Source organism: Mesorhizobium sp. M0676 (assembly GCF_040320535.1).
Taxonomy (GTDB): Bacteria; Pseudomonadota; Alphaproteobacteria; order Rhizobiales; family Rhizobiaceae; genus Mesorhizobium.
Window position 1 is genome coordinate 14224 of sequence record NZ_JAMYPU010000015.1, and the last position, 24082, is coordinate 38305.

At 63.5% G+C, this 24082-nt stretch carries 25 protein-coding genes and 1 pseudogene; 11 read left to right on the plus strand and 15 right to left on the minus strand.

What is annotated here, in order from left to right:
• Positions 1–2: 2 nt before the first annotated feature.
• From NKI35_RS17795 to ykgO, 3 genes and pseudogenes are all read right to left on the minus strand, one after another.
• Positions 3–1066: pseudogene (locus tag NKI35_RS17795) on the minus strand (alpha/beta fold hydrolase).
• A gap of 192 nt (positions 1067–1258) precedes the next feature.
• Entirely contained in the window at positions 1259–1840 is a 582-nt protein-coding gene (locus tag NKI35_RS17800; RefSeq protein WP_023684032.1) for a tetratricopeptide repeat protein, read from the minus strand.
• Positions 1841–1953: 113 nt separating this feature from the next.
• Complete coding sequence (ykgO, locus tag NKI35_RS17805; protein WP_006327841.1) at positions 1954–2079, minus strand: type B 50S ribosomal protein L36; 126 nt, start codon at positions 2077–2079, stop codon at positions 1954–1956.
• A gap of 242 nt (positions 2080–2321) precedes the next feature.
• Between ykgO and NKI35_RS17810 the strand changes: the two genes are divergently transcribed.
• Positions 2322–2750, plus strand: a complete 429-nt coding sequence (locus NKI35_RS17810; RefSeq protein WP_352638712.1) for a lysozyme inhibitor LprI family protein — start codon at positions 2322–2324, stop codon at positions 2748–2750.
• A 27-nt stretch (positions 2751–2777) separates the two neighbouring features.
• Here the strand turns inward: NKI35_RS17810 and NKI35_RS17815 are convergent, their stop codons facing one another.
• The 8 genes from NKI35_RS17815 to NKI35_RS17850 all read right to left on the minus strand — a co-directional run bounded on the left by NKI35_RS17815 (position 2778) and on the right by NKI35_RS17850 (position 9244).
• Positions 2778–3854 carry a 5-(carboxyamino)imidazole ribonucleotide synthase gene (locus tag NKI35_RS17815; protein WP_023702776.1) on the minus strand — a complete coding sequence of 359 codons (1077 nt, stop codon included), beginning with the start codon at positions 3852–3854 and terminating at the stop codon, positions 2778–2780.
• Positions 3851–4348: a 5-(carboxyamino)imidazole ribonucleotide mutase gene (gene purE, locus NKI35_RS17820; RefSeq protein ID WP_023745755.1), complete on the minus strand. Its 498-nt coding sequence runs from the start codon at positions 4346–4348 to the stop codon at positions 3851–3853. Before purE ends, NKI35_RS17815 begins: the two co-directional genes overlap by 4 nt.
• Before the next feature lie 74 nt (positions 4349–4422).
• Positions 4423–5628, minus strand: a complete 1206-nt coding sequence (locus NKI35_RS17825; RefSeq protein ID WP_023673110.1) for an aminotransferase class V-fold PLP-dependent enzyme — start codon at positions 5626–5628, stop codon at positions 4423–4425.
• Positions 5629–5648: 20 nt separating this feature from the next.
• Complete coding sequence (locus NKI35_RS17830) at positions 5649–6110, minus strand: RidA family protein (RefSeq protein WP_023673109.1); 462 nt, start codon at positions 6108–6110, stop codon at positions 5649–5651.
• 117 nt (positions 6111–6227) lie between these two features.
• Positions 6228–7022 (minus strand): amino acid ABC transporter ATP-binding protein, encoded by a 795-nt coding sequence (locus tag NKI35_RS17835; protein ID WP_352741114.1) that lies wholly within the window; start codon positions 7020–7022, stop codon positions 6228–6230.
• 4 nt (positions 7023–7026) lie between these two features.
• Complete coding sequence (locus NKI35_RS17840; RefSeq protein WP_023684027.1) at positions 7027–7677, minus strand: amino acid ABC transporter permease; 651 nt, start codon at positions 7675–7677, stop codon at positions 7027–7029.
• A 1-nt stretch (position 7678) separates the two neighbouring features.
• The gene (locus tag NKI35_RS17845; protein ID WP_023673106.1) at positions 7679–8344 is read right to left on the minus strand and encodes an amino acid ABC transporter permease; all 666 of its coding nucleotides are present in this window, start codon (positions 8342–8344) and stop codon (positions 7679–7681) included.
• Positions 8345–8413: 69 nt separating this feature from the next.
• Positions 8414–9244 carry a transporter substrate-binding protein gene (locus NKI35_RS17850; RefSeq protein WP_023673105.1) on the minus strand — a complete coding sequence of 277 codons (831 nt, stop codon included), beginning with the start codon at positions 9242–9244 and terminating at the stop codon, positions 8414–8416.
• 156 nt (positions 9245–9400) lie between these two features.
• On the opposite strand from NKI35_RS17850, the gene NKI35_RS17855 reads away from it, so the two are divergent.
• Positions 9401–10216 carry an IclR family transcriptional regulator gene (locus NKI35_RS17855; RefSeq protein WP_023711631.1) on the plus strand — a complete coding sequence of 272 codons (816 nt, stop codon included), beginning with the start codon at positions 9401–9403 and terminating at the stop codon, positions 10214–10216.
• 24 nt (positions 10217–10240) lie between these two features.
• Here NKI35_RS17855 and NKI35_RS17860 read toward each other — a convergent pair whose 3' ends face one another.
• Positions 10241–10444 (minus strand): YdcH family protein, encoded by a 204-nt coding sequence (locus NKI35_RS17860; RefSeq protein ID WP_023673103.1) that lies wholly within the window; start codon positions 10442–10444, stop codon positions 10241–10243.
• 239 nt (positions 10445–10683) lie between these two features.
• Here NKI35_RS17860 and NKI35_RS17865 point away from each other — a divergent pair, with 239 nt between their 5' ends.
• The 6 genes from NKI35_RS17865 to NKI35_RS17890 all read left to right on the plus strand — a co-directional run bounded on the left by NKI35_RS17865 (position 10684) and on the right by NKI35_RS17890 (position 15965).
• Positions 10684–10863, plus strand: a complete 180-nt coding sequence (locus tag NKI35_RS17865) for a YdcH family protein (RefSeq protein WP_023684024.1) — start codon at positions 10684–10686, stop codon at positions 10861–10863.
• A 287-nt stretch (positions 10864–11150) separates the two neighbouring features.
• Entirely contained in the window at positions 11151–12404 is a 1254-nt protein-coding gene (ispG, locus tag NKI35_RS17870; RefSeq protein ID WP_023693643.1) for a flavodoxin-dependent (E)-4-hydroxy-3-methylbut-2-enyl-diphosphate synthase, read from the plus strand.
• 3 nt (positions 12405–12407) lie between these two features.
• Entirely contained in the window at positions 12408–13265 is an 858-nt protein-coding gene (locus tag NKI35_RS17875) for a lytic transglycosylase domain-containing protein (RefSeq protein ID WP_023832024.1), read from the plus strand.
• Positions 13266–13273: 8 nt separating this feature from the next.
• The gene (locus NKI35_RS17880) at positions 13274–13825 is read left to right on the plus strand and encodes a chloramphenicol phosphotransferase CPT family protein (RefSeq protein WP_023690061.1); all 552 of its coding nucleotides are present in this window, start codon (positions 13274–13276) and stop codon (positions 13823–13825) included.
• A gap of 176 nt (positions 13826–14001) precedes the next feature.
• The gene (locus NKI35_RS17885) at positions 14002–15132 is read left to right on the plus strand and encodes a sterol desaturase family protein (protein ID WP_023690062.1); all 1131 of its coding nucleotides are present in this window, start codon (positions 14002–14004) and stop codon (positions 15130–15132) included.
• 80 nt (positions 15133–15212) lie between these two features.
• Complete coding sequence (locus tag NKI35_RS17890) at positions 15213–15965, plus strand: Stf0 family sulfotransferase (RefSeq protein WP_352741117.1); 753 nt, start codon at positions 15213–15215, stop codon at positions 15963–15965.
• Here the strand turns inward: NKI35_RS17890 and NKI35_RS17895 are convergent, their stop codons facing one another.
• The 3 genes from NKI35_RS17895 to NKI35_RS17905 all read right to left on the minus strand — a co-directional run bounded on the left by NKI35_RS17895 (position 15966) and on the right by NKI35_RS17905 (position 19636).
• A complete protein-coding gene (locus NKI35_RS17895; RefSeq protein ID WP_023684019.1) occupies positions 15966–18308 on the minus strand; it encodes a response regulator in 2343 nt (780 codons plus the stop codon). It abuts the gene before it with no gap.
• A gap of 85 nt (positions 18309–18393) precedes the next feature.
• Entirely contained in the window at positions 18394–18579 is a 186-nt protein-coding gene (locus NKI35_RS17900; protein ID WP_023684018.1) for a hypothetical protein, read from the minus strand.
• 37 nt (positions 18580–18616) lie between these two features.
• Positions 18617–19636, minus strand: coding sequence for a LacI family DNA-binding transcriptional regulator (locus NKI35_RS17905; protein ID WP_031195645.1), 1020 nt, complete (start codon positions 19634–19636; stop codon positions 18617–18619).
• Between the two features lie 218 nt (positions 19637–19854).
• Here NKI35_RS17905 and NKI35_RS17910 point away from each other — a divergent pair, with 218 nt between their 5' ends.
• The 3 genes from NKI35_RS17910 to NKI35_RS17920 all read left to right on the plus strand — a co-directional run bounded on the left by NKI35_RS17910 (position 19855) and on the right by NKI35_RS17920 (position 24069).
• On the plus strand, positions 19855–20688 hold the full coding sequence (locus tag NKI35_RS17910; RefSeq protein WP_352741119.1) for an inositol monophosphatase family protein: 834 nt from the start codon (positions 19855–19857) through the stop codon (positions 20686–20688).
• 61 nt (positions 20689–20749) lie between these two features.
• A complete protein-coding gene (locus tag NKI35_RS17915) occupies positions 20750–21775 on the plus strand; it encodes an ABC transporter substrate-binding protein (RefSeq protein ID WP_023706271.1) in 1026 nt (341 codons plus the stop codon).
• Between the two features lie 89 nt (positions 21776–21864).
• Positions 21865–24069: an ABC transporter permease gene (locus NKI35_RS17920; protein WP_352741121.1), complete on the plus strand. Its 2205-nt coding sequence runs from the start codon at positions 21865–21867 to the stop codon at positions 24067–24069.
• Positions 24070–24082: the final 13 nt, after the last annotated feature.

Genomic DNA, 24082 nt, shown 5'->3' on the forward strand with positions numbered 1-24082 from the left:
GATCAGGTCGGGGCCAGTTCCGCGTCGGGCACCGTAATGTCGGGGCACTGTGCATCGTTGTAGGCATCGCCGGCGATGCGTGCTTCCACGGTTTTTGCGACTGCCTCCAGGTCGATCTGCTTGCCGGCGACTTTCTCGATCGCGCCGACGACGAGGTCGGAGGCGATCCAATCCGGCTTGTGGCCCAGATTGTGGACCCAGATCAGTTCGGCGCCGGGGATGTCCTGACCAGGCCGACCGAATGGATCGAGGCATAGACCACCTTGTCGCGATCGCCCGAGATGACGATCGTCGGGGCTGTGATCTCGCGGTAATGCGGCGCGGCGTTCAGCGTATAGTCGTAGAGGCCGGCGACATCGATGGCGTTGGCGCGGAAAGCGCCGGGACGCAGCACCAGCGGAATCGAGGCATTGTCGACATAGCCCTCCGGCACCTTGTTGGGAGAAAACACGCAGGCCGTGGCGCTGTCCATCTGCAGCGTGCCTGCCGGATAGGTCAATGTCTCCGAGAACAGCCAGCCGATGATGGGGGTGGCGGTCAGCTTGTAGTACCAGGCGGTCGCGCCGCCCGGCCAGGGGTGGCTGACCGGCGACAGAAAGACCAGCCCGAGCGTCTTCTCCGGGTGTTCGCGGCCAAAGGCGGCGGTGATCACGCCGCCAAAGGAATGGCCGACCATGATCGCATTGTGGATGCCGAGACGGTCCATCAGCCTGGCGATGGTGTCGGCCTGCGCCGACGGGCTCTCATTTCCGGGGCCGCGTGCCGACCAGCCGAAGCCCGGCCGGTCGAGGAAGACCATCTCGGCGCGGCCTTCGAGCAAAGGCCTGATCGGCAGCATCTGATCCCTGAGGTTGGCGCTGGCGCCATGGATGAAGACGATCGCCGGCAGCTCGGCATTTTGTGGCGCCGGCACGTGGACATAGTGGATGCGGGTGGCGTCGATGGCGGCAAATTCGCCGGCCGGCGGGTTTCGCCACTCGATCAGCCACGCGCCGGCGCGGGTGACACCGGCCAAGGCAAAGACGAGCGCGAGGAGCAAAGCACAGGCGGCGTAAATGAGGTTCATGCGCGGAGATACGGGGGTGGAGGGGGATAAGTTCTAGGGAGTAGGGAGTAGGGAGTAGGAGTAGGGAGTAGGGAGTAGGGAGTAGGGAGTAGGGAGTAGGGAGTAGGGAGTAGGGAGTAGGGAGTAGGGAGGTGGCGTCTCGACCAATCTTCTCTACTGACTACTGACTAATCCCTAATTCCTACTGCCTAATCAAATTCCTTCGCCGGCAAGCTCTTCCGAAATTGCCGCGACCTGGTCCTGGGCGCTGCGCATCATCGGGTAGATAGTCAGCACCTTCTGCCAGGCTTCGAGCGCCGACTGCTTGTGGCCGGTGGCGGCCATGATCTGGGCCAGGCCCGAAAGCGCGCCGAAATGGCGTGGTTCCAGCTGCAGCGTCTGGTCGATGTCGGACATCGATTTCCCGAAATTCTTCATCATGTAATGCACCGTGGCGCGCCGGTTCCAGCCTTCGGCATATTTTGGCTGCAGGATGACGACCTGGTCGAGAAAGTCGAGGGCGACGTCGAACTTCTGGTCGTCCATCGCCTTTTGCGACCATTGCATCATCAGGTCGATCGAGGCGCTGCCGGACTGGAACCATTCGCCCCAGATGCGCCCGGCGATGCGCTCGGCCGCCTTTTCGTTGCGCTCGCGCTTCAGCTCGGCAAACAGTTGGTCGAGCCTGGCTTCCCTGGTCAGGGCAACCGGCGGCTTTGCCGGCGGATCGTCCGCCGACGCCGGAGCGACGCCGAAAAGAAACAGGGTCGCCAAAAATGCAAAAAGAATCCGCATCGCCGGAATCTAACCCCGGACGGCGGATCGTCAAACTGAAATTAGCGTGAAAGTGCCTGAAACCAGGCAATTACCATCGTATGGACGGAGGCAACGAGCCTCCGGCCGAACACTCAGCCCTGGCGCGCCTTGTAGCGTGGAGCGGTCTTGTTGATGATGTAGACGCGGCCCTTGCGGCGAACCAGCTGGTTGTCGCGGTGACGCGCCTTCAGCGCCTTGAGCGAATTCTTGATCTTCATGGTCTTGCCCGTCGGTCTGGGCCCTGTCCGGGCCGAATTATTAAGGCGCGCCTGAAAAGCGCGCCTTTGAACTTGCGGTGGCTCATAAACGAGGAGCCTTGCCCGTGTCAACCGCAAGCGTGCTGGATAGAGGCCGAGAATGGCTTTGGCCATCAAATATCCGCCATCTCGGCTCCACGCCATTGCGCGGCCGAAGGCGGGCTGGAATGGTGCGGCACCCGCAAGCCGATTTGGAGACCTCTATGCGCCTGTTGTTTGTGTCCGCGAGCCTTGCCGTTCTGGCAGCCGCCTCCATCGCGCAGGCGCAGGAATGCGACCGCAACGACGACAGCCAGCAGATGATGAACATCTGCGCCGACGAGGACTATCGGGCCGCCGATGCCAAGCTCAACCAGGCCTACAAGGATCTCGTCGGTCGCAACGACGACAAGGGCAGGAAGCTGCTGCAGGTCGCGCAACGCGCCTGGATCGCCTTCCGCGACGCCGAATGCGCCTATACGACGACAGACAGCGAGGGCGGCTCCATCCATCCGATGGAGGTTTCACAATGCCTGACCGAACTGACGGACCAGCGCATCAAACAGCTCACCGCGGGCGCCAATTGTAGGGAAGGCGATGCGAGTTGCGCCAGCCCCGACGAGGACGGGGATCTGAACGACGAGCTGCAATAAGGCCCTCGCGCAAAGTGCCGGAATGGCTTAGCTACGGCGGCTGATGCGCGTGAAATGGCCCATCTTGCGGCCTGGGCGCGCTTCCGCCTTGCCGTAGAGATGCAGCATCAGATCGGGCTCGGCGAGCAAAGCGGGCACCCGCAGCACATCGTCGCCGATCAGATTTTCCATGATGCAGTTTGAATGCCGGCCAGGGTTGCCCAGCGGCAGGCCGGCAATGGCGCGGATATGCTGCTCGAATTGCGAAACGATGCAGGCGGCTTCCGTCCAGTGGCCGGAATTGTGCACGCGCGGCGCCATTTCGTTGGCCAGCAGCGTGCCATCGGCAAGAACGAAGAACTCGACGCCGATGACGCCGACATAGTCGAGGGCCGCCAGGATTTTCGCTGCCGACCCCTGTGCCGTCGCCGCCGTCTCCAGCCTGATCTGGGCCGGCAGGGTCGAGGTATGCAGGATGCCGTCGCGGTGGACGTTCTCAGCCGGATCGTAGGCGGCGACCGCGCCGTCCAACCCGCGCGCGGCGATGACCGAGATTTCGCGCTCGAAAGCGACGAAGGATTCGAGGATCAGCGGCACATTGCCCATGGTCTCGCATGTGCCGGCAAAGCCGCCCGTCTCCATGTTGCGGAAGACGCGCTGGCCCTTGCCGTCATAGCCCATGCGGCGGGTTTTCAAGATGCCGCTGCCACCGAACTCTCTCAGCGCCGCCGTCAGCTCGTCGTCATTGTCGACGGAGCGGAAATCCGCTGTCCTGATGCCGATGCCGTTCAGGAATAGCTTCTCCGCCACCCTATCCTGGGCAACTTCCAGCGCTCGCGGCGGCGGATAAACCGGGACCTTGGCAGCAAGTGCGCCGGCGGCCGCCACCGGCACATTCTCGAATTCGTAGGTGACGACGGCGCTGACTGCCGCCAGTTCGGCAAGGGCGTCCGCATCGTCATAGGCGGCGGTGATCTGGCGGTTGGCGACCTGAGCCGCCGGGCAATCGGCCTGCGGTTCGAGGATAATTGTGCGGTAGCCGAGGCGCGCTGCGGCAACAGCCAGCATGCGGCCGAGCTGGCCGCCGCCGATGATGCCGATGCTCGATCCCGCGGGCAGGCTCACGGCGCGTCCGTCGGTTCGGTGGCGACCCTGGCGGTCTGGGCGGTGCGCCAGGCATCCAGGCGGGCGGCAAGTTCTTCGTCGTTCAGCGCCAGCACGGCGGCCGCCAGAAGGGCGGCGTTGGCCGCACCCGCCTTGCCGATGGCAAGCGTGCCGACCGGAATGCCGGCCGGCATCTGGACGATGGAGAGCAGCGAATCCTGGCCTGACAGCGCCTTCGATTCGACCGGCACGCCGAACACCGGCAGCGGCGTCATCGCCGCCGTCATGCCGGGCAGGTGGGCGGCGCCGCCGGCGCCGGCGATGATCACCTTGTAGCCGGCCGCCTTGGCGCCTTTGGCGAAATCATAGAGGCGGTCCGGGGTGCGGTGGGCGGAGACGATCAGCCGCTTGTGCGGAATGCCCAGCGCCTCCAGCGTTTCGGCGGCGTGGCGCATCGTCGCCCAGTCGGACTGGCTGCCCATGATGATGGCGACGTCGGCGCGGTGGTCGGTCAAGCGCATGCTCCCGGCGGTAAAGGCGCGCCTTAGCGGAATTCGGGCTGGCCCGCAAGGATGGCGGCCGCCGCAGCCTAGTCCGGCCAGCGCAGGGCGCCGGATGAATCCTTTCGCGGCTGTCTCATCGCATCCGCCGGCCTGTCGGCCGCGGTGAGCACGGCGCGGAGGCGTTCGGCGACGATCTCGGCCTCGCCTGGGTGCAGATTGCACGGGTCGAGGAAGAAATGGCCACGCTCGACTTCGTGGTTGCGCACGATGATGGGCGGCGATCCGGCCGCCAATGCCGAGGCGAGGCCGGCGGCACTGAAGCGGCTTTCGGGGGAGACGAAGATCTGCAGCCGGTCGAGCGGATTGGCGGTCGGGTCGGGAATGATGTTTGCGACGATGCCGGGTATTCCCTGCAGCGAATCCCTCCATAGATGGAGCGCCGCTTCCTCGCGTCGGCGGATGCCGGCATGGTCGCGCTTTTCCCACGCTTCGAGCGCAGCCATCGTGCCGGCGATGCTTTCCTTGCCGACCTTCATGGCGCGGGCGACGCCGCGGTTTTGCAGATAGGCGGCGCGGACGAGATCCTTGCGGCCGGCGACGATGCCGCTGGTTGGCCCCGACAGGAATTTGTGGCCGCTGTAGACCACGATGTCGGCGCCGCGGGCCAGGAAGCTGCGCAGATCATATTCGGAAGCCGCATCGACGATCACCGGCACGCCCCTGGCGTGGCAGATATCGCAGAATTCCTCGAGGGAAAGCATGCCGTATTGCACGGTGTGGTGCGCCACGACGTAGAGCGCCGCCGCAGTGCGCTCGTTGATCGCCTCGCGCACATGATAATCCTGCGTGACGCTGACCGTGCCGGCCGGAATGACCTTGGCGCCGGCGACGCGGATCGACTGGTCGATCGGTGCGCCGTAATTGACGATATGGCCGAGCTGGATGACGACTTCGGACTTCAGCCCTTCGGTATCGTCGGGCAGCCGTTCGATCGCCAGCAAATTGGTGCCGGTCATCGCCCCGGCGATCGCCATGGTGATGCCTGAGGCGCAGCAGGCGGTGATGAAGCCGGCCTCGCCGCCGGTGAGGCGGGCGGTGATCACGCTTGCGGCGCGCTGCAGATCGTCCATCTCCACCCATTGCGAGGCGATCTCGGCCATGGCGCTGATCGCCTCGGGAACGATGATCGAGGCGCCGAGCGTCGTCATCGTGCCGGAGACGTTGATGATCGGCCGCAGTCCCAGCCGTTCGCGGATCGTGGTGTTGGAGCCGGTGTCGGAATAGGTTTTCATGTTCAGCAATCCCTTGACGGTCAGGCGGCGATCTCGACGACCGCTTCGATTTCGACGGTGATGTTTCCAGGCAGCGAGCCGACCCCGATCGCCGAACGGGCATGGCCGCCGATCTTGTCGAAGACGCTGGCGAACAGGTCCGAGCAGCCATTGACCACTTTCGGGTGGTCGCTGAAGGTCGGCGTCGCATTGACGAAGCCGAGCAATTTGACGACGCGCACGATGCGGCCGAGATCGCCGGCGGCGGCGTGCATGACGGCGAGCAGGTTGAGGCCGGTGAGGCGGGCATGCTCATAGGCCTGCTCGACGGTGACGTCCTCGCCGACCTTGCCGGTGCACAGCGTGCCGTCGGCGCGCAGCGGCCCTTGACCCGAAAGAAAGATCAGCCGGCCGCTTTCCGCATGAGTGACGAAATTGGCGATCGGCGTCGGCGGCTCGGGCAGCGTCAGGCCGAGTTCGGCGAGCCGGATGTAAGGCGTCATGGAAGAATTCTCCTTGGGCCGGCCTGTTGTTTTACGCAATTCCCAAGGCAAAGCGCTTCGCGCTTTTCTCGGGAAAACCGCTTACACTTTTCCTGGAATTGCTTTGGGCCGCCCATGTCAGAAATGCGAGGCGCGGAAGCGCGCCAGGAAAGAGCGCAGGCGCTCATTGGTGGTCTCTTCGGCAAGGATCTCCTTCGGCGGGCCAACAGCGCTGACACCGCCATCGGCCATGAAGACAATGCGGTTCGAAGCGTCGCGGGCAAAGGCCATCTCGTGCGTGACCATCACCATGGTCATGCCGTCTTCGGCCAGGCTGCGCACAACGGCCAGCACCTCGCCGACCAGTTCGGGATCGAGCGCGGAGGTGATCTCGTCGAGCAGCAGGATCTTTGGCTCCATGGCGACTGCCCGCGCTATGCCGACGCGCTGCTGCTGGCCCCCGGAGAGTTCCGCCGGCAGGCTGTCGGCCTTGTGGGCCAGCCCGACGCGGCTCAGCCAATGCTCCGCGATCTGGCGCGCCTCGGCCTTGCTCTTGCCGCGCACCTTGGTGAGGCCGAGCATGATGTTGCCGGCGGCGGTGAGGTGCGGAAACAGGTTGAAGCTCTGGAACACCATGCCGGTTTCGGCGCGCATATTGGCAAGGTCGCGCTCGCTGCGCCGCTGGCGCGCGCCGACCTCACGAAAACCGACCTCCTTGCCGTCGATTCGGATCGAGCCTGAGTCGTAGCTTTCGAGAAAGTTGACGCAGCGCAGCAGGGTGGTCTTGCCGCTGCCGGAAGGGCCGATGACGGTGACCACCTCGCCCCTGTCCACCTTGAGGCTGACCGAGCGAAGCACCTCGACCGAACCAAAGGCTTTCGAGACCCCGGCAATGTCGAGAAGGGCAGCATTGTCGTTCGAGCTTGTGGCCATCGTGCTAGTCCCGGATGAAGGCAAAGCGCCGTTCCAGCCGCCGGCTGGCGTAGGAAAGCGCATAGTTGACGGCGAAATAGATCAAGGCGCCGAGGATGTAGAGCGGCATCGCCTCATAGGTGCGGCCGATGACCTGGTTGATCGCCTGCATCAGGTCGGTGATGCCGAGCAGCGAGACCAGGGCGCTGCCCTTGACCGCATCGGTGACGCCGTTGATCCAGGGCGGCAGGAAGCGCCGGAAGGCCTGCGGAAAGATGACGTAGGTGAGCCGCTGGCGGAAGGTCAGCCCAATCGCCATCGCCGCCTCGGACTGCCCTTTGGGAATGGAGCCGACGGCGCCGCGGAGATACTCAATGACCTGCGCGGTCTTGAACAAGGTGAGCGCCAGCACCGCCGCCGAGAAGGATTGCAGATGCAGGCCGATGGCCGGCAGGCCGTAATAGACGAAGAACATCAGCACCAGGATCGGGATGCCGCGGATGGTGTCGGAGAAGATGCGCACCGCCCAGCGCAGCGGCGCCGGGCCGTAGACCAGGCCGACGCCGAGCGCGACGCCGGCAATCAGCGACAGCACCACGACCAGCAGCGACACCCACAAGGTGATGGCGAAGCCCTGGGCGAGGAACGGTACGGCGTAGAGGATCTGGCTCAGCATGTCAGCGCGCAGCCCTGAACCGGCGTTCGACCAGCCGCAGCCCGAAGAGCAGGGTGTAGCCGGTCACCAGATACATCGCCGTCGTCACCAGATAGACCTCGACGATGCGGAAGGTGTTGAAGTTGATCCACTGGGCGCCGAAGGTGAGCTCGGGCACCGAGATCACCGAGGCGATCGACGTATCCTTGAACAGCGAGATGAAGGTGTTGGACAGCGCCGGCAGCGTGATGCGCAGCATGGTCGGCAGGCGCACATGAACCAGCCGCTGCCAAGGCGTGAGCCCGATCGCCTTGCCGGCATCGAGCTGGCCGCGCGGCACGGCTTCGAGGCCGGAGCGGAACACCTCGACCAGATAGGCGCCGCTATAGACCGACAGCGTCAGCACGAACGAGGTCGGCGCGTCGTAGGCGACGTCGATCACCGTCGGCAGGCCGTAGAAGACAAGATAGACGAGCAGGATCAGCGGCACGTTGCGGATGAATTCGACGTAAGCCGCAATGATGGCGCGCACCACGCGTCCGGCCGAGACATACCAGACCGCCAGCATCAGGCCGATGACGACGCCGATAGCAATCGAAATCACGGCAAGCTCGAGGCTGAGCAGAAGGCCGCCCCACAGCTTGTCGAAATGGCGCCAGATCAGGTTGAAGTTGAGCGTATAGCCCATGCGTCTCCCGCAATAACCAAGGGGATGCGAACTAGAAGGCGGAAGGGCTAACCCTTCCGCCAGCACTTGTCAGACAACCGGGAAACCGGGATGGCGGGCCGGCGGCTCTTGGCCGAAATAGTCCTTGAAGGCGGCGTCGTAGAGTGCGGTCTCATGGCCGAACATGGCGATGGTGAAGGTCTGGTTGACGAAGGTCAGCCAGTCCAGGTCGCCCTGCCTGACCGCCGCGCCGTAGAGCATCGAGTACCAGCTCTTGCCGGCATCGAAATATTTGTCGGGGTTGCGCGAGGCCAGCCAGCGCACGGTTGAAAGATCGACAGCGGCGGCATCGGCGCGTTTCGATTCCAGTGCCTGCAGCACATTGGCCTGGGTGTCGATCTGCAGCACCTGCGCCTCCGGCAGGGCGTAATGGACCGAGCTTTCGGCATCGACATTCTGCAGGATCGAGATGCGCGTCGCCGAGCCGCCGGCGAGCAGCTTGTCGAAGGTCTTGTTTTCCGCAGTCGGCAGCGTCAGCAGGGCGACGCCCTCGACATAGTATGGCCTGGAGAAATGGATCAGCTGCGAGCGCTGCGCGGTCATGGTCATGAACTGGATGGTGATGTCGACCTTGTTGGTGGTGACATTGGGGATGCGCTGCGCCGGATCCTGCATGACGAACTCGACCTTGCTCGGATCGTCGAACAGACCCTTGGCCAGGATGCGGCCCATGGTGATGTCCATGCCGACCAGCTCGCCGGCATCGTTTTCGAAATGCCATGGCGCGTTGGTGCTGCCGGTGCCGACGATCAGCTTGCCGCGGTCAAGCGCGGTGCGCAGAACGCTGTCGGATGCGGCTTGTGCCGCCGCCTTTTCGGCGCTGACAGCGGTCATCACGCCCGCCGTTGCAAGCCCGGCCATGCCCAGTTTCAGAAAATCTCGCTTGGATGTGTCGTTCACTGCGACCTCCTGTTGTTTGAGTTCCCCTTACAGACACACGTGCCGCCGACCTGAATTGTCTCTTACAATAGACACATGTATCCTATACAAGACAGATACTAACATCAGGAATCAGTTATGCAAGACAGCAATGGACTCACGGATCGGGCGGAGCTTGGTCCAGCCGAGAGCCCGACGCCCGACAAGACCTCCGGCTCGCGCGAGAAGGGTCTCAACCGGGTGCTGGAGATCCTGGACTTCCTGCATGTTACGCAGCGCGCCATCGGCATTGGCGATCTCGCCAAGGGGGTGAATGCGCCGCGCTCCACCACCTATACGCTGGTGCGTTCGCTGGTCGATGCGGGTCTCCTGGAGATGGAGGGCGACGGCAACCGGGTCTATTTCGGCAAGAAGCTCTACCTCTATGGAATGGACTATGTGAGGGGCAACGACCTGCTTAGGCGGGGCCGGCAGGAGGTCGACAATCTGTCGCGCGAGACCGGCGAGACCTCCGAATTGTGCATGCTGCAAAGCGGGCGCTATACCATCGTCCATTCCAGCCCCGGCACCAGGCCGTTCCGCATCAGCTCGGCCACCGGCCTGCAGATCCCGCTGCCATGGACGGCATCGGGGCGGCTGCTCCTGGCCGGATTGGAAAGGGCCGCCATCCAGGACATGGTCTCGGAAGACGACCTTTTGCTGCCCGACGGCCGCAGGCTGCAGTTCGACGACTTCATTGCCGATATCGCGACGGCCAGAACGACCGGCTATTGCATCACTTCGGGGCTGGTCGACGCCTACACCAAATGCCTGGCCGCCCCTGTCTTCGCGGCCGCCGGCAAGGTCGAGGCGACGCTGTGCCTGGTGGTGCCGATCGACACTTCAGCGGAGAAGACCGACGAATTGCTGACGTTGCTGCGCCATCGCGCGGCGCGGCTGTCGATAGCGGGGTGAGCAGTTAGGCCCCGAGGCCGTCGGCTAAGCGATGATGTCCGGAATGATCTTGTCTTCCAGCGCCATCAGCCGGTCCTTGAGGAAAAGCTTCTTCTTCTTCATGCGCTGGATCTGCAAGGGGTCGCAGCCCATGGCGATCATCGCATTGATGGCCGCGTCGAAATCGGCATGCTCCTGCTTCAGGCGGGAAAATTCGAGGCGGACATCGGCCTTTTCCTGGTCGGACATTCTCTACCGTCTGCATGTCTGCGGCGCCCGGCAATGGGCATGATTGGGCCGGGGCGGCATCAATTGCCGCCGGCGCGCAGCCAATATCACATATCACATTGTCGTGGAATGCTACCACGCAGCATTCGACATCGCAGCCGGATGGTGGCAGACTGTCATGGTGCCGTCACAGATGCGACCTGCGGTGGACGTGCCTTTGACGGCTGCAATCGAGGAAACCATGAAAGGGAGAACCAATCATGTCTCTTGCATCCCATCTTGATGAGTTGCAGCGGAAACACGGTGATATCGAACGCGAGATCGACGATGCGATGAACCATCCATCGGTCGACGACCTCGAAATCGTGAATCTGAAGCGACGCAAGCTGGCACTCAAGGACGAGATTGAAAAACTGAAGGCGAAACCGACGAGACACTGACGCCCTTCCAGGATTAGACGCGCCGCCTTGGCGCGTGACTATCGCTCCGGTGGCGACATGCCGCCGGAGGCCTGTTTTTGCTACTGATTCCGATACTGTTGGCTGGCGAAACCCGTCTGTGGGGTCACCGCGCTGCTGCGATTTGGCGGCTCTGCTTGTCTGTCGCCATTGACAAGCCATCTTTGCTCCTCCACCTCATGCCCGAACCTCAGCGCTATGCGCTGATAGCTGATTGAGCGTGCGTCGACGTGGACGTATGTCGCTCGGGTGATCAAGAGGCTGCCGGCATGACCGGGTATTTTTCCTCCCCCTTTGCGCGCCGGACATCGGTCGGCGTCGATGTCGGCGGCGTGGTCGTCGGCGGCGGCGCGCCGGTCGTCGTGCAGTCGATGACCAACACCGACACGGCCGATATCGACCAGACCGTCGCGCAGGTTGCGGCTTTGCATCGCGCTGGCTCCGAGATCGTGCGCATCACCGTCGATCGTGACGAGAGCGCCGCCGCCGTGCCGCGCATCCGCGAACGGCTCGAGCGGCTCGGCATCAATGTGCCGCTGGTCGGCGACTTCCACTATATCGGCCACAAACTGCTGGCCGATCATCCGGCCTGTGCCGAGGCGCTGGCCAAATACCGCATCAATCCTGGCAATGTCGGCTTCAAGGACAAGAAGGACCGCCAGTTCGCCGCGATCGTCGAAATGGCGATCAGGCATGACAAGCCGGTGCGCATCGGCGTCAATTGGGGGTCGCTCGATCAGGAGCTGCTCACCCGGCTGATGGACGAAAACCAGCGCCAAGGCTTTCCGCTGACGGCGCAGGAAGTAACCCGCGAAGCGATCGTGCAGTCGGCCATCCTGTCGGCCGAAATGGCCGAAGAGATAGGCCTCGCCCGCGAAAAGATCATCCTGTCGGCCAAGGTCAGCGGCGTGCAGGATTTGATCGCCGTCTATGCCGAGCTTGCCACGCGCTCCAACCATGCGCTGCATCTTGGCCTCACCGAAGCCGGCATGGGATCCAAGGGCATCGTCGCCTCGTCGGCTGCCATGGGCATCCTCTTGCAGCAAGGCATTGGCGACACCATCCGCATCTCGCTGACGCCGGAGCCGAATGGCGACCGCACGCGCGAGGTGCAGGTCTCGCAGGAACTGCTGCAGACCATGGGCTTCCGTCAGTTCGTGCCGATCGTCGCCGCTTGCCCCGGCTGCGGTCGCACGACCTCCACCGTGTTCCAGGAGCTCGCCCAGAACATCCAGGCCGATTTGCGCAAGAACATGCCGGTCTGGCGGGAGAAATATCCCGGCGTCGAGAACCTCAAGGTCGCGGTGATGGGCTGCATCGTCAACGGCCCCGGCGAATCCAAGCACGCCGATATCGGCATATCGCTGCCCGGCACCGGCGAGATGCCGACCGCACCCGTCTTCGTCGACGGCAAGAAGTCGGCGACGCTGCGCGGTCCGTCGATCGCCGCCGATTTCGAAAAAATGGTTGCCGACTATATCGAGCAGCGGTTTGGACAGCACGGCAAAGCCGCGGCCGAATGAGCCATGCGGGGGCTGCTCAAAGCCGGTGTGATCCTGTTCTGCGGGCTGAGTGCCGGACAGGCGCTTGCCGATCCACCGCAATCGCGCTCGGCGGCGAAACGATTGATCGGCCATGTCTGTGACCTGATCGAGACGCATGCCGAGCGGAACGGCCTGCCGAAGGATTACTTCGCCCGGCTGATCTGGAAAGAAAGCCGCTTCGATCCCAATGCGGTTAGCCCGGTCGGTGCCGAAGGGATCGCCCAGTTCATGCCGAGCACCGCCAAGATGCGCGGGCTGGCCGATCCTTTCGACATCGACCAGGCGATCCCGGCTTCGGCGAAATATCTCGCCGAAATGAAGACCGGCTTCGGCAATCTCGGCCTGGCGGCGGCTGCCTACAATGCCGGCGAGAGCCGCGTTTCGCGCTGGCTGGGTTCGGGCGGCTTCTTGCCCATGGAGACCGAGAGCTACGTCTTCGACATCATGGGCGAACCGGCCGACAAGTTCTCCGACAGCGCCTACGCCGGAACGATCGAGCCGCTCGACGCGAAAACCAGCTTTCCCGTCGCCTGCCGCAAGCTGCCGGTGATCATGTCCAGAACCGTGGCGATGGCCTCGATCAATGTGAAGCCATGGGGCGTCCAGGTGGCCGGCAATTTCCGCAGGGGAGCTGCGATCAATCAGTGGCTGAGGGTCAGGAGCCGGTTTCCGGCGCTGCTTTCCGGTCGTGACCCGGTGGTCAGCCGGGTGCGCACGCCGATCGGCCGACGCGGCATCTACGCCGTCAGGATCGGCGTCGACGACCGTGCCGCCGCCAACGTCATCTGCCAGAAACTGCAAAGCGTCGGCGGCGCCTGTATCGTCGTGCGCAACCGATAGGGGGCGACATGACGGCCAAAATCGTCCTGCTTAATGGCGTCGGCAGCGCCGGCAAAAGCTCGATCGCCAGGGCGCTGCAAACAATCGCCACCGAGCCCTTCCTGCATGTCCAGATGGATGCTTTCATCGACATGCTGCCGCCGGCGCTGCAGGATCATGCCGACGGGTTTTCCTTTGAGACCGTGCTGGAAGACGGCAAGCCGTCGGTGGTGATCAGGAGCGGGCCGGTCGGCGCGCGAGCCATGCGCGGCATGCGCCATGCCATCGCCGCCATGGCCGGGCAAGGCAACAATCTCATTGTCGACGACGTGATCTTCAATGACGAGATAGCGGAGCACCGCAAGTTGCTGTCGAGCTTTGACCTGCATCTGGTCGGCGTCATGGCGCCGCTGGAGGTGCTGGAAGCGCGCGAGGCCGCGCGCGCCGACAGGCTGCCTGGCCTGGCGCGCTGGCAATATGGACGCGTCCACAAGGGCATGGACTACGACCTCGAAGTCGACACCAGCCGGCTGACGCCGCTTGAATGCGCCCGTCGCATCCAGGAAAGATTCCGACTATAGTGGCCGGTGTTCTTTTGTTGCAATCATGGCTCTTCCAATCGCCCAAAAGCGATAGTCACCCGTCATGTGCAGGGTCGTGGCGATTAAATATTAATGAGCCCTGCTGTAGCAAAAGAGGTCGATATCTCCGACGAGAGCTTTTTTGCGATCGTCAAAAAGGCGGGGCATAGGGGGCGGTGGCAAATTTCCTTAGACGCGTTGTAAGTGAACTTGAAACGCCGCGCGCCAAACGGCCGTTCGGTTCTGGCTGGCTGTCCGGCTCGATTGGCTTGCTTGCCGGGGTCACCGCCCTGCTGATGGTCATCGTGCTGCGCTACCCGTCGCTTACATCGATGCCGGATCTGGCCCCCATCCACCAGATGCTGTTCTTCAAGCCGGTGCTCTATTTCGTCCTCATCTCCGGCTATATCCTGGCGATCCTCAGCATGACGCTGCGCAGGCAAAAGACGCTCGGCGCGGCAGCGATGTTCACTGTGCTGCTGGCGTCGCTGGTCGGCATGCTTCCGGTGCGCCATCAACTGCACATCGACGGGGTGTTCTTCGGGCTCGATTTCTTCATCCTGAACGCCTTGTTCATGGGTGTGCTGTTCGTCCCGCTCGAACGTCTTTTCGCGCGCAACAAGGATCAGACCGTGTTCCGCGACGAATGGCGCGAGGACCTGTTCTACTATCTGGTCTCGTCGCTGCTGGTGCAGATTTTGACCTACCTGACCTTGGCGCCGTCCAACTTCGTCAATTCACAGGGCGCCCTTGGTTCGGTGCGCGCCTGGGTCCACGGCTTGCCGTGGCTGGTGCAACTGCTGGCGGTGATGTTCCTGACCGACCTTGCCCAGTATTGGGTGCATCGGGCCTTTCATCGCATTCCCTGGCTGTGGAAGTTCCATGCCGTGCACCATTCCGCCAAGTCGATGGACTGGATTGCCGGTGCGCGCATGCATTTCCTGGAAATCATCGTGCTGCGCAGCCTGACGGCCACCCCGATGTTCGTGCTGGGGTTCGATGAATCGGCTATCCAGACGTATATATTGATCGTCTACGTCTATTCGTCGTTCATCCATTCCAACATCGGAACCAGTTTCGGTCCAGTCGAAAAGGTGCTGGTGTCGCCGCGTTACCACCACTGGCATCACGGCCTCGAAAAAGAAGCGATCGACGTAAATTTCGCCATCCATTTCCCGCTGCTCGACCGGCTGTTCGGCACCCATCATATGCCCGAAGGGCGCTGGCCGAACGGCTACGGCATTCACGGACATCCCGTTCCGAACGGATACTGGCAGCAATTCCTCTATCCCTTCCGGCGCGGCTAGACTGGAGCCTTTCGCGAAGCGCGCGTGTCACCGCGCCCTGGCGGGGTTAGCCCAATCCATGACAAGCGACAGAGTCCCAGATGCTTGACGGCTACATAATCTGCGGCACGCCGAGAACCGGAAGCACCTTGCTGTGCGGCCTTCTGGCCTCGACGAAAACAGCCGGCGATCCGCACTCGTTCTACCGGCGGCAGGACAAGGCGGAATGGGCAGAAGAGTGGAAATTGCCGCAACCCGATACGATGAGCGCGCATGACTTCGATGTCGCCTACCTCAAGGCGGCAATCAGCGCGGGAAAGGGCGGAACAGCCGCCTTCGGCTTGCGCCTGATGCGGGAGAACCTGGGTGAACTCTCGGCCATCCTCGACCGGATCTACCCAGACCTGTCTTCGGACAAAGCACGCTTTGAAAAGGCCTTCGGGCGGGTCCTCTACATCCATCTTTCGCGCGAAAACAAGCTGGCGCAGGCGGTGTCGCTGATCAAGGCCGAGCAGACCGGGCTTTGGCACATCGCGCCCGACGGAACCGAGATCGAACGAGTCGCACCGCCGCAGGAACCCCGCTACGATTTCAAGCGGATCCAGCGCGAGCTTGCCGAACTCGAAGCCTATGACGCGGGCTGGAACGTCTGGTTCGCGGAGCAGGGGATCGTCCCGCTGCGCATCGGCTATGAGCGCCTGTCAGGCGATCCGGCAGCGGCATTGGCATCCATCTGCAAGGCCCTGGGCGTTCCGGCGCCGAATGCCGCCGACGTAAAGCCGGGCGTCGCCAGGCTCTCGGACGAGATTAGTCTGGACTGGATGCGCCGCTATCGTCTGGACGCGGCGATTTGATCAAGCCCTCTTTACCGCGACCGTTTCGCTGAGCCATGTGCCGATCTTGCTGCCGAGGCGGTCGGGCGACACCGGCTTGGGCAGATAGTCGTCCATTCCGGACTCGATACATTTGTCGCGGTCGCCCTTCAGTGCGTGCGCGGTGACGCCGATGATTGGTGTGTGATTGCCACTCGCTGCCTCCGCCGCCCGGATGGCGCGGGTCGCCTCGTAGCCGTTCATCTCCGGCATGGAGACGTCCATGAGGATCAGCTTCGGCCGCAGCGCCCGGTACATCTCGACGGCCGTGCGGCCATTGCTGGCGATGCGGTAGCTGAGGCCAAGCCCATTGAGGATCTGGCCGAAGACCAGCTGGTTCACGTCATTGTCCTCGGCGATCAGAATATCGATCGGGCCGTTTGGCGTGGCGATCGATTCAGGCACTGTGGCCGCCGGAATTGCCGGGCCGCGAATGACGGTGAAGGCGGGTGGCGTCACGGGTGCCGCCTGCGGAACGACAGGCTCGCGAACGAACTGGGCCTTGCCGATCTGGGCCCGCGCTTTCTGGATGGCCGAGATGACGGTGCCGAGCAGGATGGCCGAGCGCGCCGGCTTGGTGAGATGCGCGGCGATGCCGAAATCGATGACCATCTTGCCGAAATCGACCTGGTCGACGGAGGTCAGCAGCACCACCGGGATGGCGGAGAGACGGCTGTCGGCGGAAATCGCCTTGGCGACATCGGCGCCGTTCATGCCGGGCATCTGGTAGTCGAGGATGATGCAGTCGACCGCAGCACCGAGTTGGCTGGCCCGGTCTAGAAAGGCGAGGCCGACGGCGCCGCTTTCGGCGGCCGCGCAGTCGAAGCTCCAGCTTCTGAGCTGCTCCAGCAAGATCTCGCGGTTGACCGGGTTGTCGTCGATGACCAGCACGCGGGCGCCGGTGACATCGACCGGCACGATCTCGTTGCGCGTGTCCTGCTGATGCGCCGGCAGCGGCACGGCGAACCAGAACACCGAGCCGCGGCCGATCTCGCTTTCGACGCCGATCTTGCCGCCCATCAGGTCGATGAGGCGGGCGGCGATGGCAAGGCCGAGGCCGGTGCCTTCATGGCGGCGCGTCGACGAGCCGTCGACCTGCGCGAATTTCTCGAACACGTTCTCGAGCTTCTCGGCAGGAATGCCGATGCCTGTGTCCTCGACGCGGACCTTGAGCTGGACGATGCCGTCGACCACCTCGCCGCCGACATCGATCAGCACATGGCCCTTCTCGGTGAACTTCACCGCATTGCCGAGCAGATTGGTGACGATCTGACGAAACCGTCCGGCATCGCCGACGACATGGGCAGGCAGGCGCGGGTCGACACGCACGATCAGCTCGAGGTTCTTTTCGGCGACGCGCGCCGACACCAGTGTGGCCACGTCCTCGACCGCTTCGGCAAGCCGGAAGGGTGCAGGATCGAGCGTCAGCTGACCGGCATTGATCTTGGAGAAATCGAGGATGTCGTTGATGATGGTGAGCAGCGCATTGCCGGACTTGACGATGACTTCGGTGAAGGTCTTCTGGCGCGCGTTAAGCTCGGTCTTGGCGAGCAGTTCGGCCATGCCCAGCACGCCATTCATCGGCGTGCGGATCTCATGGCTCATATTGGCCAGGAATTCCGATTTGGCGCGGTCGGCCGCTTCGGCCTTGAACAAGGATGCGGCGGATTCGGTGAAGGCGCGGCGGATCGCCTTTTCCATCGGCCGGAAGATCCAGAGGGCAACGATGGCAAGAACCGCGAACAGAAGGCCGCTTGCCCACAACAGCAGCCTGTCGCTGGAGGCGTCGGCCAGATGGCGTTCGCCATCCATGGCGGTACGCACACGCACCAGCATCGGCTGGACGAACAGGTCGTTCTGGTTGAGGATTTCGCGCGAACTCCATTCGTCGGTCTGTTGCGCCGCCGACATCAGGTTGAAGTTGCGCACGATGTCGCGCGACGACCAGAACAGGTCGCCGTTGACGGCGGCCGACGAGAGTTCGTCCAGCGTTTTGGCCGACAGGCTCGGCTTGATCGCGGCCAACTCCGCGGACAGTGTTTCGATCTCGCTGGTCAGGCGTTGCGAATGGCCGCGCGCGGCGGCGGCAAGGCCGTCACGGGTTTCGGTGCGCCAGGTCGTGCTGGCGGTTTCGGCAAAGCTGGAGGCGTTGCGCAGGTCGCGGGTGAAGACGACGAGATTGCTGCTCAGCGCGTCGATGTCGTGGCGGAAGGAATTGACGCGATTGAGCGCAAACATCACCGCGGTGGAAGCCAGCGCAAAGATGAGCAATCCCGAGATGTAGCGGATCCGGATCGAGCGGATGAAGAAAGAATATTCCGGCATGCGCAACCCCAACACATACGCATCATTTTAACGGTCGGGATTACGCTTGATTTACATTAAAATTCCGTTCGCGCCTGGCGGGCCGTCAAGATCCTGGCTGCACGTGCCCGGAGTTGGCGCCATAGAGGGTGGCATCGCATTCGCGCATCATGCGCAGTGCTTCTTCCTCGGTCAGGCCGAACTTGCGCATCATGCTCCGGATTTCGGGGCCTACAGCTATCTCCACCGGTCTTGCCGCCTGGCGGGTCTTCCTGGCCTTTTTCTTGGACATCAGTACGTTTCCCGTCTTGACCGACACATGTTTCGCATCAGCCCTGGCCCGGCCTCACCGTGCTGCGCCAGACCATGGGCGCATGGCAGATCAGGCGGCTGCCAGCCTCCTCCCGCGCGCCGGTCGCGAGCCGCACGGCGCGCCTGGCGATCTCCTCGATCGGCGGCGAGAACGTCGTCAGCCGGTAAGAGGCCCAGTCGGCCTGTTCAATGTCGTCAAAGCCGATGACGCAGAGATCGCGGGGTACGTTGATGCCGAACTCGTGGCGGGCCGCATCGAGAAAGCCGCACGCAATCAGGTCGGTCACGCAGAACGCCGCATCCGGCCGCTGCCGGCCGGAAAAGAGCCGCCTGGCGCCATCGGCTCCGGTGGCATAGCCGGTGCGGCCCTCGCGCCACACGGTCACCTCCAGCCCTTCCTTCTGCGCGGCGGTAAGGAAGGCGGTTTCGCGGGAGAGCAGGCTGGGCGTGCCGGCAGCCGAGGTCACCAAAGCGGGGCGGGTACAGCCGGCCCGGATGAAGGCATGCAGCGCTGCCTCTGCGGCTGCAGCGTTGTCGACACCGATATTGTGCGGGCCGTCGAAGCGGTCATCGCGATTGATCAGCACCAGCCGCTGGCCGTTCTCAAGACAGGTGCGGATCAGCAACTGCGGCGGCGAGCCGGACAGAACGATGCTCGCATCGGCGCGATAGTTCAGCGTGTTGCGCAGCGCCTGGTCGACATGGTGGCTGGGGCCGGAGGTGTTGAACACCATGGCCATTTTGCCGGCGTCCCGCAGATGTTGGGTCAGCGCCTTCTGCAGGCGGGCATGATAGGGCGTGTCGCCATCGGCAACGATGAGGCAGACGATGCCGGTCGAGGCCCGCATCAGGCCGCGAGCCAGATGGTTGACGTGATAGCCGAGTTGCTCGGCCGCCAGCATCACCCGCTCGCGGGTTTCCCCGGAAACGGAAGCGCCGGGCGTGAAGGTACGTGACACGGCCGAGCGTGAAACTCCGGCGAGGTCGGCAACCTGCTGGGCGCTGGAAAAACCGGTGCGGATTCTCGGAACCGTCAAGCGAACGCTCTCGCTGCTGTTTTCGTGATTCTTTGCACGCCAGTGCAATGTAATGCAACTCTTCTGCCATTGCCACCCACCGCACTTGACAGGCATGGCCGAATGCAACAGCTTTGCACAGCCGTGCAATACAAGCCGGCTCAAGAGTGGCATCGGAGGAATACCCTGTCCATTTCGCCGAAGACGGCATTGAGGGCGCGATTGTCCGGACCGGCTGCATGAGCAGGGCGGCGGCGCATCCGAAGGCGGACCGGCTGTCCAAGGCCGAGATGGACAGGCGTGCCGAGGTCTGCCGGAAACTGCTTGTCACGGCCGGGCAACTGGCGATGGAAGGCTATGCCCGGCAGGGCGCCGTCCAGCCGGTGGCGATGAAAGGCCCGCAGGATTTTCTCACTGAAACCGACGGTAAGGTCGAGGAGCACATCCGCGCCACGCTGGCAGAGGCTTTTCCGCAGGACGGGTTTTTGGGCGAGGAAGGCGGCGGCATCGGCTCTGCCCGCATGTGGGTCGTCGACCCGATCGACGGCACCGCCAATTTCATGCGCGGTATTCCGCATTTCTGCATTTCGATAGCTTTCGTCGAGGACGGCCGCAGCGAGATCGGCGGCATTGCCAATCCGGCCGTCGGCGAAACGTACTTTGCCCGTCGCGGGCAAGGCGCGACGCGCAATGGCGCGCCGATCCATGTGTCGCCGACGCAAGCGTTCGACCGCGCCTTTGTCGAGTTCGGCTGGTCGCCGAGGATTCCGAACCGTGAGTATCTCGACAAGGTGAGCCTGGTGTGGGCGCTCGGCGCCAATGTACGCCGCTCCGGCTCGGGGGCGCTTGGGCTGGCCTATGTAGCCGACGGCCGCTCGGATGCCTATGCCGAGCTGCACATCAATTCGTGGGACTGCCTGGCCGGATTGCTGCTGGTGGAGGAGGCCGGCGGCCGGGTGAACCGGTTCCTCGACGGCGATGGCATGGCGAAGGGCAATCCCGTGCTTGCGGCAGCACCCGGTGTTGCGGCGACATTGTCCCAGGTGATCGGAGTGCCGCTCGACGACGGGTAGATCGTTTCCAGTGAGAAGACAGGGAGGAATATCGATGAAGACATTTGACAGTAAGCAAGGCTTGCGCGCCGCCTGGCTTGGCCTTGGCGCGGCGCTGGCCATGTTCGGATTGGCGAGTGCCGCCCAGGCGGCCGACCGCAGCCTCACAATGTATTGCGCCGTCGACGAGGCCTGGTGCCGGGCGATGGCGACCACCTACCAGAAGGAGACGGGCGTCAGCGTCGACATGACCCGCATGAGCGCCGGCGAAATCTACGCCCGCCTCCGGGCCGAGAAGGACAATCCGCAAGCCGATATCTGGTGGGGCGGCACCGGCGACCCGCATCTGCAGGCGGCGGAAGAGGGCCTCACCCAGGAATACAAGTCGCCGCAACTGGCAAACTTGCGCGACTGGGCGCTGAAGCAGGCCGACAGGTCGAAGAACCGCACGGTCGGCATTTATCTCGGTGCGCTCGGCTACGGCTATAATGAGGAAGATCTGAAGCAGCGCGGGCTGACCGCTCCGGCGTGCTGGGCCGATCTGGTCAAGCCGGAATTCCAGGGCGAGATCGAGATGGCCGACCCGAATTCATCGGGCACGGCCTGGACTATGCTTGCCACCATCGTCCAGCTGATGGGCGAGGACAAGGCATTCGACTATCTCAAGCAGCTCAACAAGAACATCGCCGAATACACCAAGGCAGGGGCCGCGCCGGCACTCGCCGTCGGCAAGGGCGAGACGCTGATCGGCATCTCCTTCCAGCACGACGTGATCAATGCCGCGAAACAGAACCCTGCCGTGAAGGTGGTTTCGCCTTGCGAGGGCACCGGCTTCGAGATCGGCTCGATGAGCATCGTGACGGGCGCCAAGCATGTCGAAGAGGCGCAGAAATTCTACGACTGGGCGCTGAGCCCGGATGCGCAGAAGCTCGCGGCGCCGAACGGCAGCTTCCAGATCCCGTCGAACACCGCCACGCCGGTGCCGCCCGAGGCGCCGGACCTCTCGAAGATCAAGCTGATCGACTACGACTTCGCCAAATACGGCTCGTCGGCCGAACGCAAGCGACTGTTGAAGAAGTTCACCGACGAGGTCCGCAATGGCGGCTGAGCGCGTTCTTTTGCGCTCACTCTAGCATCTGATCGCCGGCTGCCCTTCGCGGCAGCCGGCGCACCATCCTTGGCAGAGAAAGACATTGAATGGCCGCGGCCGGTTCCATGGTCAGTTCCGCTCCTGGACGCAGCGCGCTCGCCTGGGTAATGGCCGCGTGGGCGAGCTTCGTTCTCTTGCCTTGGTACAAGGTCGAAGGCGGCTTCCTGTCGTTCGACTGGCTGGCACAGCCGGCGGATGCGACGCCGGCCATCATGCTGGCGCTCGGTGGCCGGCCCTGGCTGTTGCCGCTTGTCCTGCCGCTTCTGCTGGCGAGCTGGCTAGTGGCGCGCAACAACCCCAAGAGCCTGGCGGTTGCAGGCGCGGCGGGCCTGCTGTGGCTGGCCATCGAAGGCTTTTCCATCATCCATTCGGGCTGGGGATTTGGCTTGCTTACCCAGATCGCCGGCACGCCGGGACCGATGCAGCCGGGGCTCGGCTGGGGCGCTGCGCTCTATGCCGTGGCGATGCTGATGTTCATCGCCGAGGCGCTCGCCGCGCGCGGCTGGTGCAAGGGCGACCGCTTCGTCGTCGGCTCGCTCTCAATCGTGATTGCTTCGCTGATCCTGTTCGTCGCCTATCCGCTGCTGTCGATCCTCACCTCGGCCATCAAGGACAATGACGGCAATGTCGTGCCGGCGCTGTTCGTCGAAAAGATCTTCAGCGCCAACATATGGAGCCTGCGCTGCCTCTATGGCGAGGGCTCCTGCGGCGTGGCGTGGAACACGGTGGCGATCGCAGTCCTCGTCGGCTTTTTCTGCACGGCGCTTGGGCTGGCTCTGGCGCTGATTGCGCTTCGCACCAAGCTGCCGGCCAAATGGCTGCTGCGCGGCCTGTCCATCCTGCCGATCATCACGCCGCCCTTCGTCATCGGCCTGGCGCTGATCCTGCTGTTCGGCCGCGCCGGCATCGTCACCAACCTCATGTCGGTGCATCTCGGCATTCCGCGCAGCCGCTGGATCTATGGCATGGCCGGCATCACCATCGCGCAGGTGCTGGCCTTCACGCCGATCGCCTTCCTGGTTCTGGTCGGCGTGCTGCAAGGGGTCAGCCCGAGCATGGAGGAAGCATCACAAACCCTGCGCGCCAGCCGCTGGCGCACGTTTCGCACCGTCACCTGGCCGTTGATCCGGCCGGGGCTGGCCAGCGCCTTCCTGATTTCGTTTATCGAGAGCATGGCCGATTTCGCCAATCCGCTGGTGCTGGGCGGAAACTTCAACGTGCTGTCGACCGACATCTTCTTTGCAGTGGTCGGTGCGGCGCACGACCAGGGCCGCGCGGCGGTGCTGGCGATCGTGCTGTTGATGTTCACGCTGGCAGCCTTCGTCATCCAGCGTCGCTGGATCGGCAGCCGCAGCTACGTCACCGTCGCAGGCAAGGGCGATGGCGGTGTACCGGCGACGCTGCCCAAGGCCTTGCGGATCGGCTGCTACGCCGCCGTCGTTCCGTGGCTGGTTCTGACCATCGTGGTCTACGGCATCATCCTGTGCGGCGGTTTCGTGCAATCGATCGGGCGCGACAACACGCCGACGCTCGAATATTTCCTCACCGCCTTTTCGATCGAGAAAGGCGTCAATGGCTGGTTTTTCAGCGGCTCGGCCTGGCCGTCGCTGCTGATGACCATCGGCCTGGCGCTGGTGGCGATGCCGTTCACCGCGGCGCTCGGCATCCTGACGGCCTATCTGCTCGACCGGCAGCGTTTCGCCGGGCGCACCATGTTCGAATTCCTGGCGATGATGAGCTTTGCCATTCCCGGCACGGTGATCGGCGTCAGCTATATCCTTGCCTTCAACGTGCCGCCGGTGCAGTTGACGGGCACCGGGCTGATCATCGTCATCTCCTTCATCTTCCGCAACATGCCGGTGGCGATCCGCGCCGGGCTCGCCAATCTCGGCCAGATTGACAAGAGCCTGGACGAGGCATCGCTGACGCTTGGGGCGCGGTCTTTTGCTACCTTGCGGCGGGTGATCCTGCCGATCCTGAAGCCGGCGATCGTGACCGCGATGATCTACAGTTTCGTGCGCGCGGTGACGGCGGTCAGCGCCGTCATCTTCCTGGCGAGCGGCCGGTTCAACCTCGCCACGGTCTACATTGTCGGGCGCGCAGATGTCGGCGAATACGGCATCGCGATTGTCTATTCGGCGGTGATGATCGTCGTCATGATGGTCATCCTCATCGGCATCCAGCTGCTGGTCGGCGAACGCCGGCTCGGCCGGCGCCGCCCTGGTCCGGAAGCCGTTGTGGCAGCAATCTGATGGGGAGAAGCGG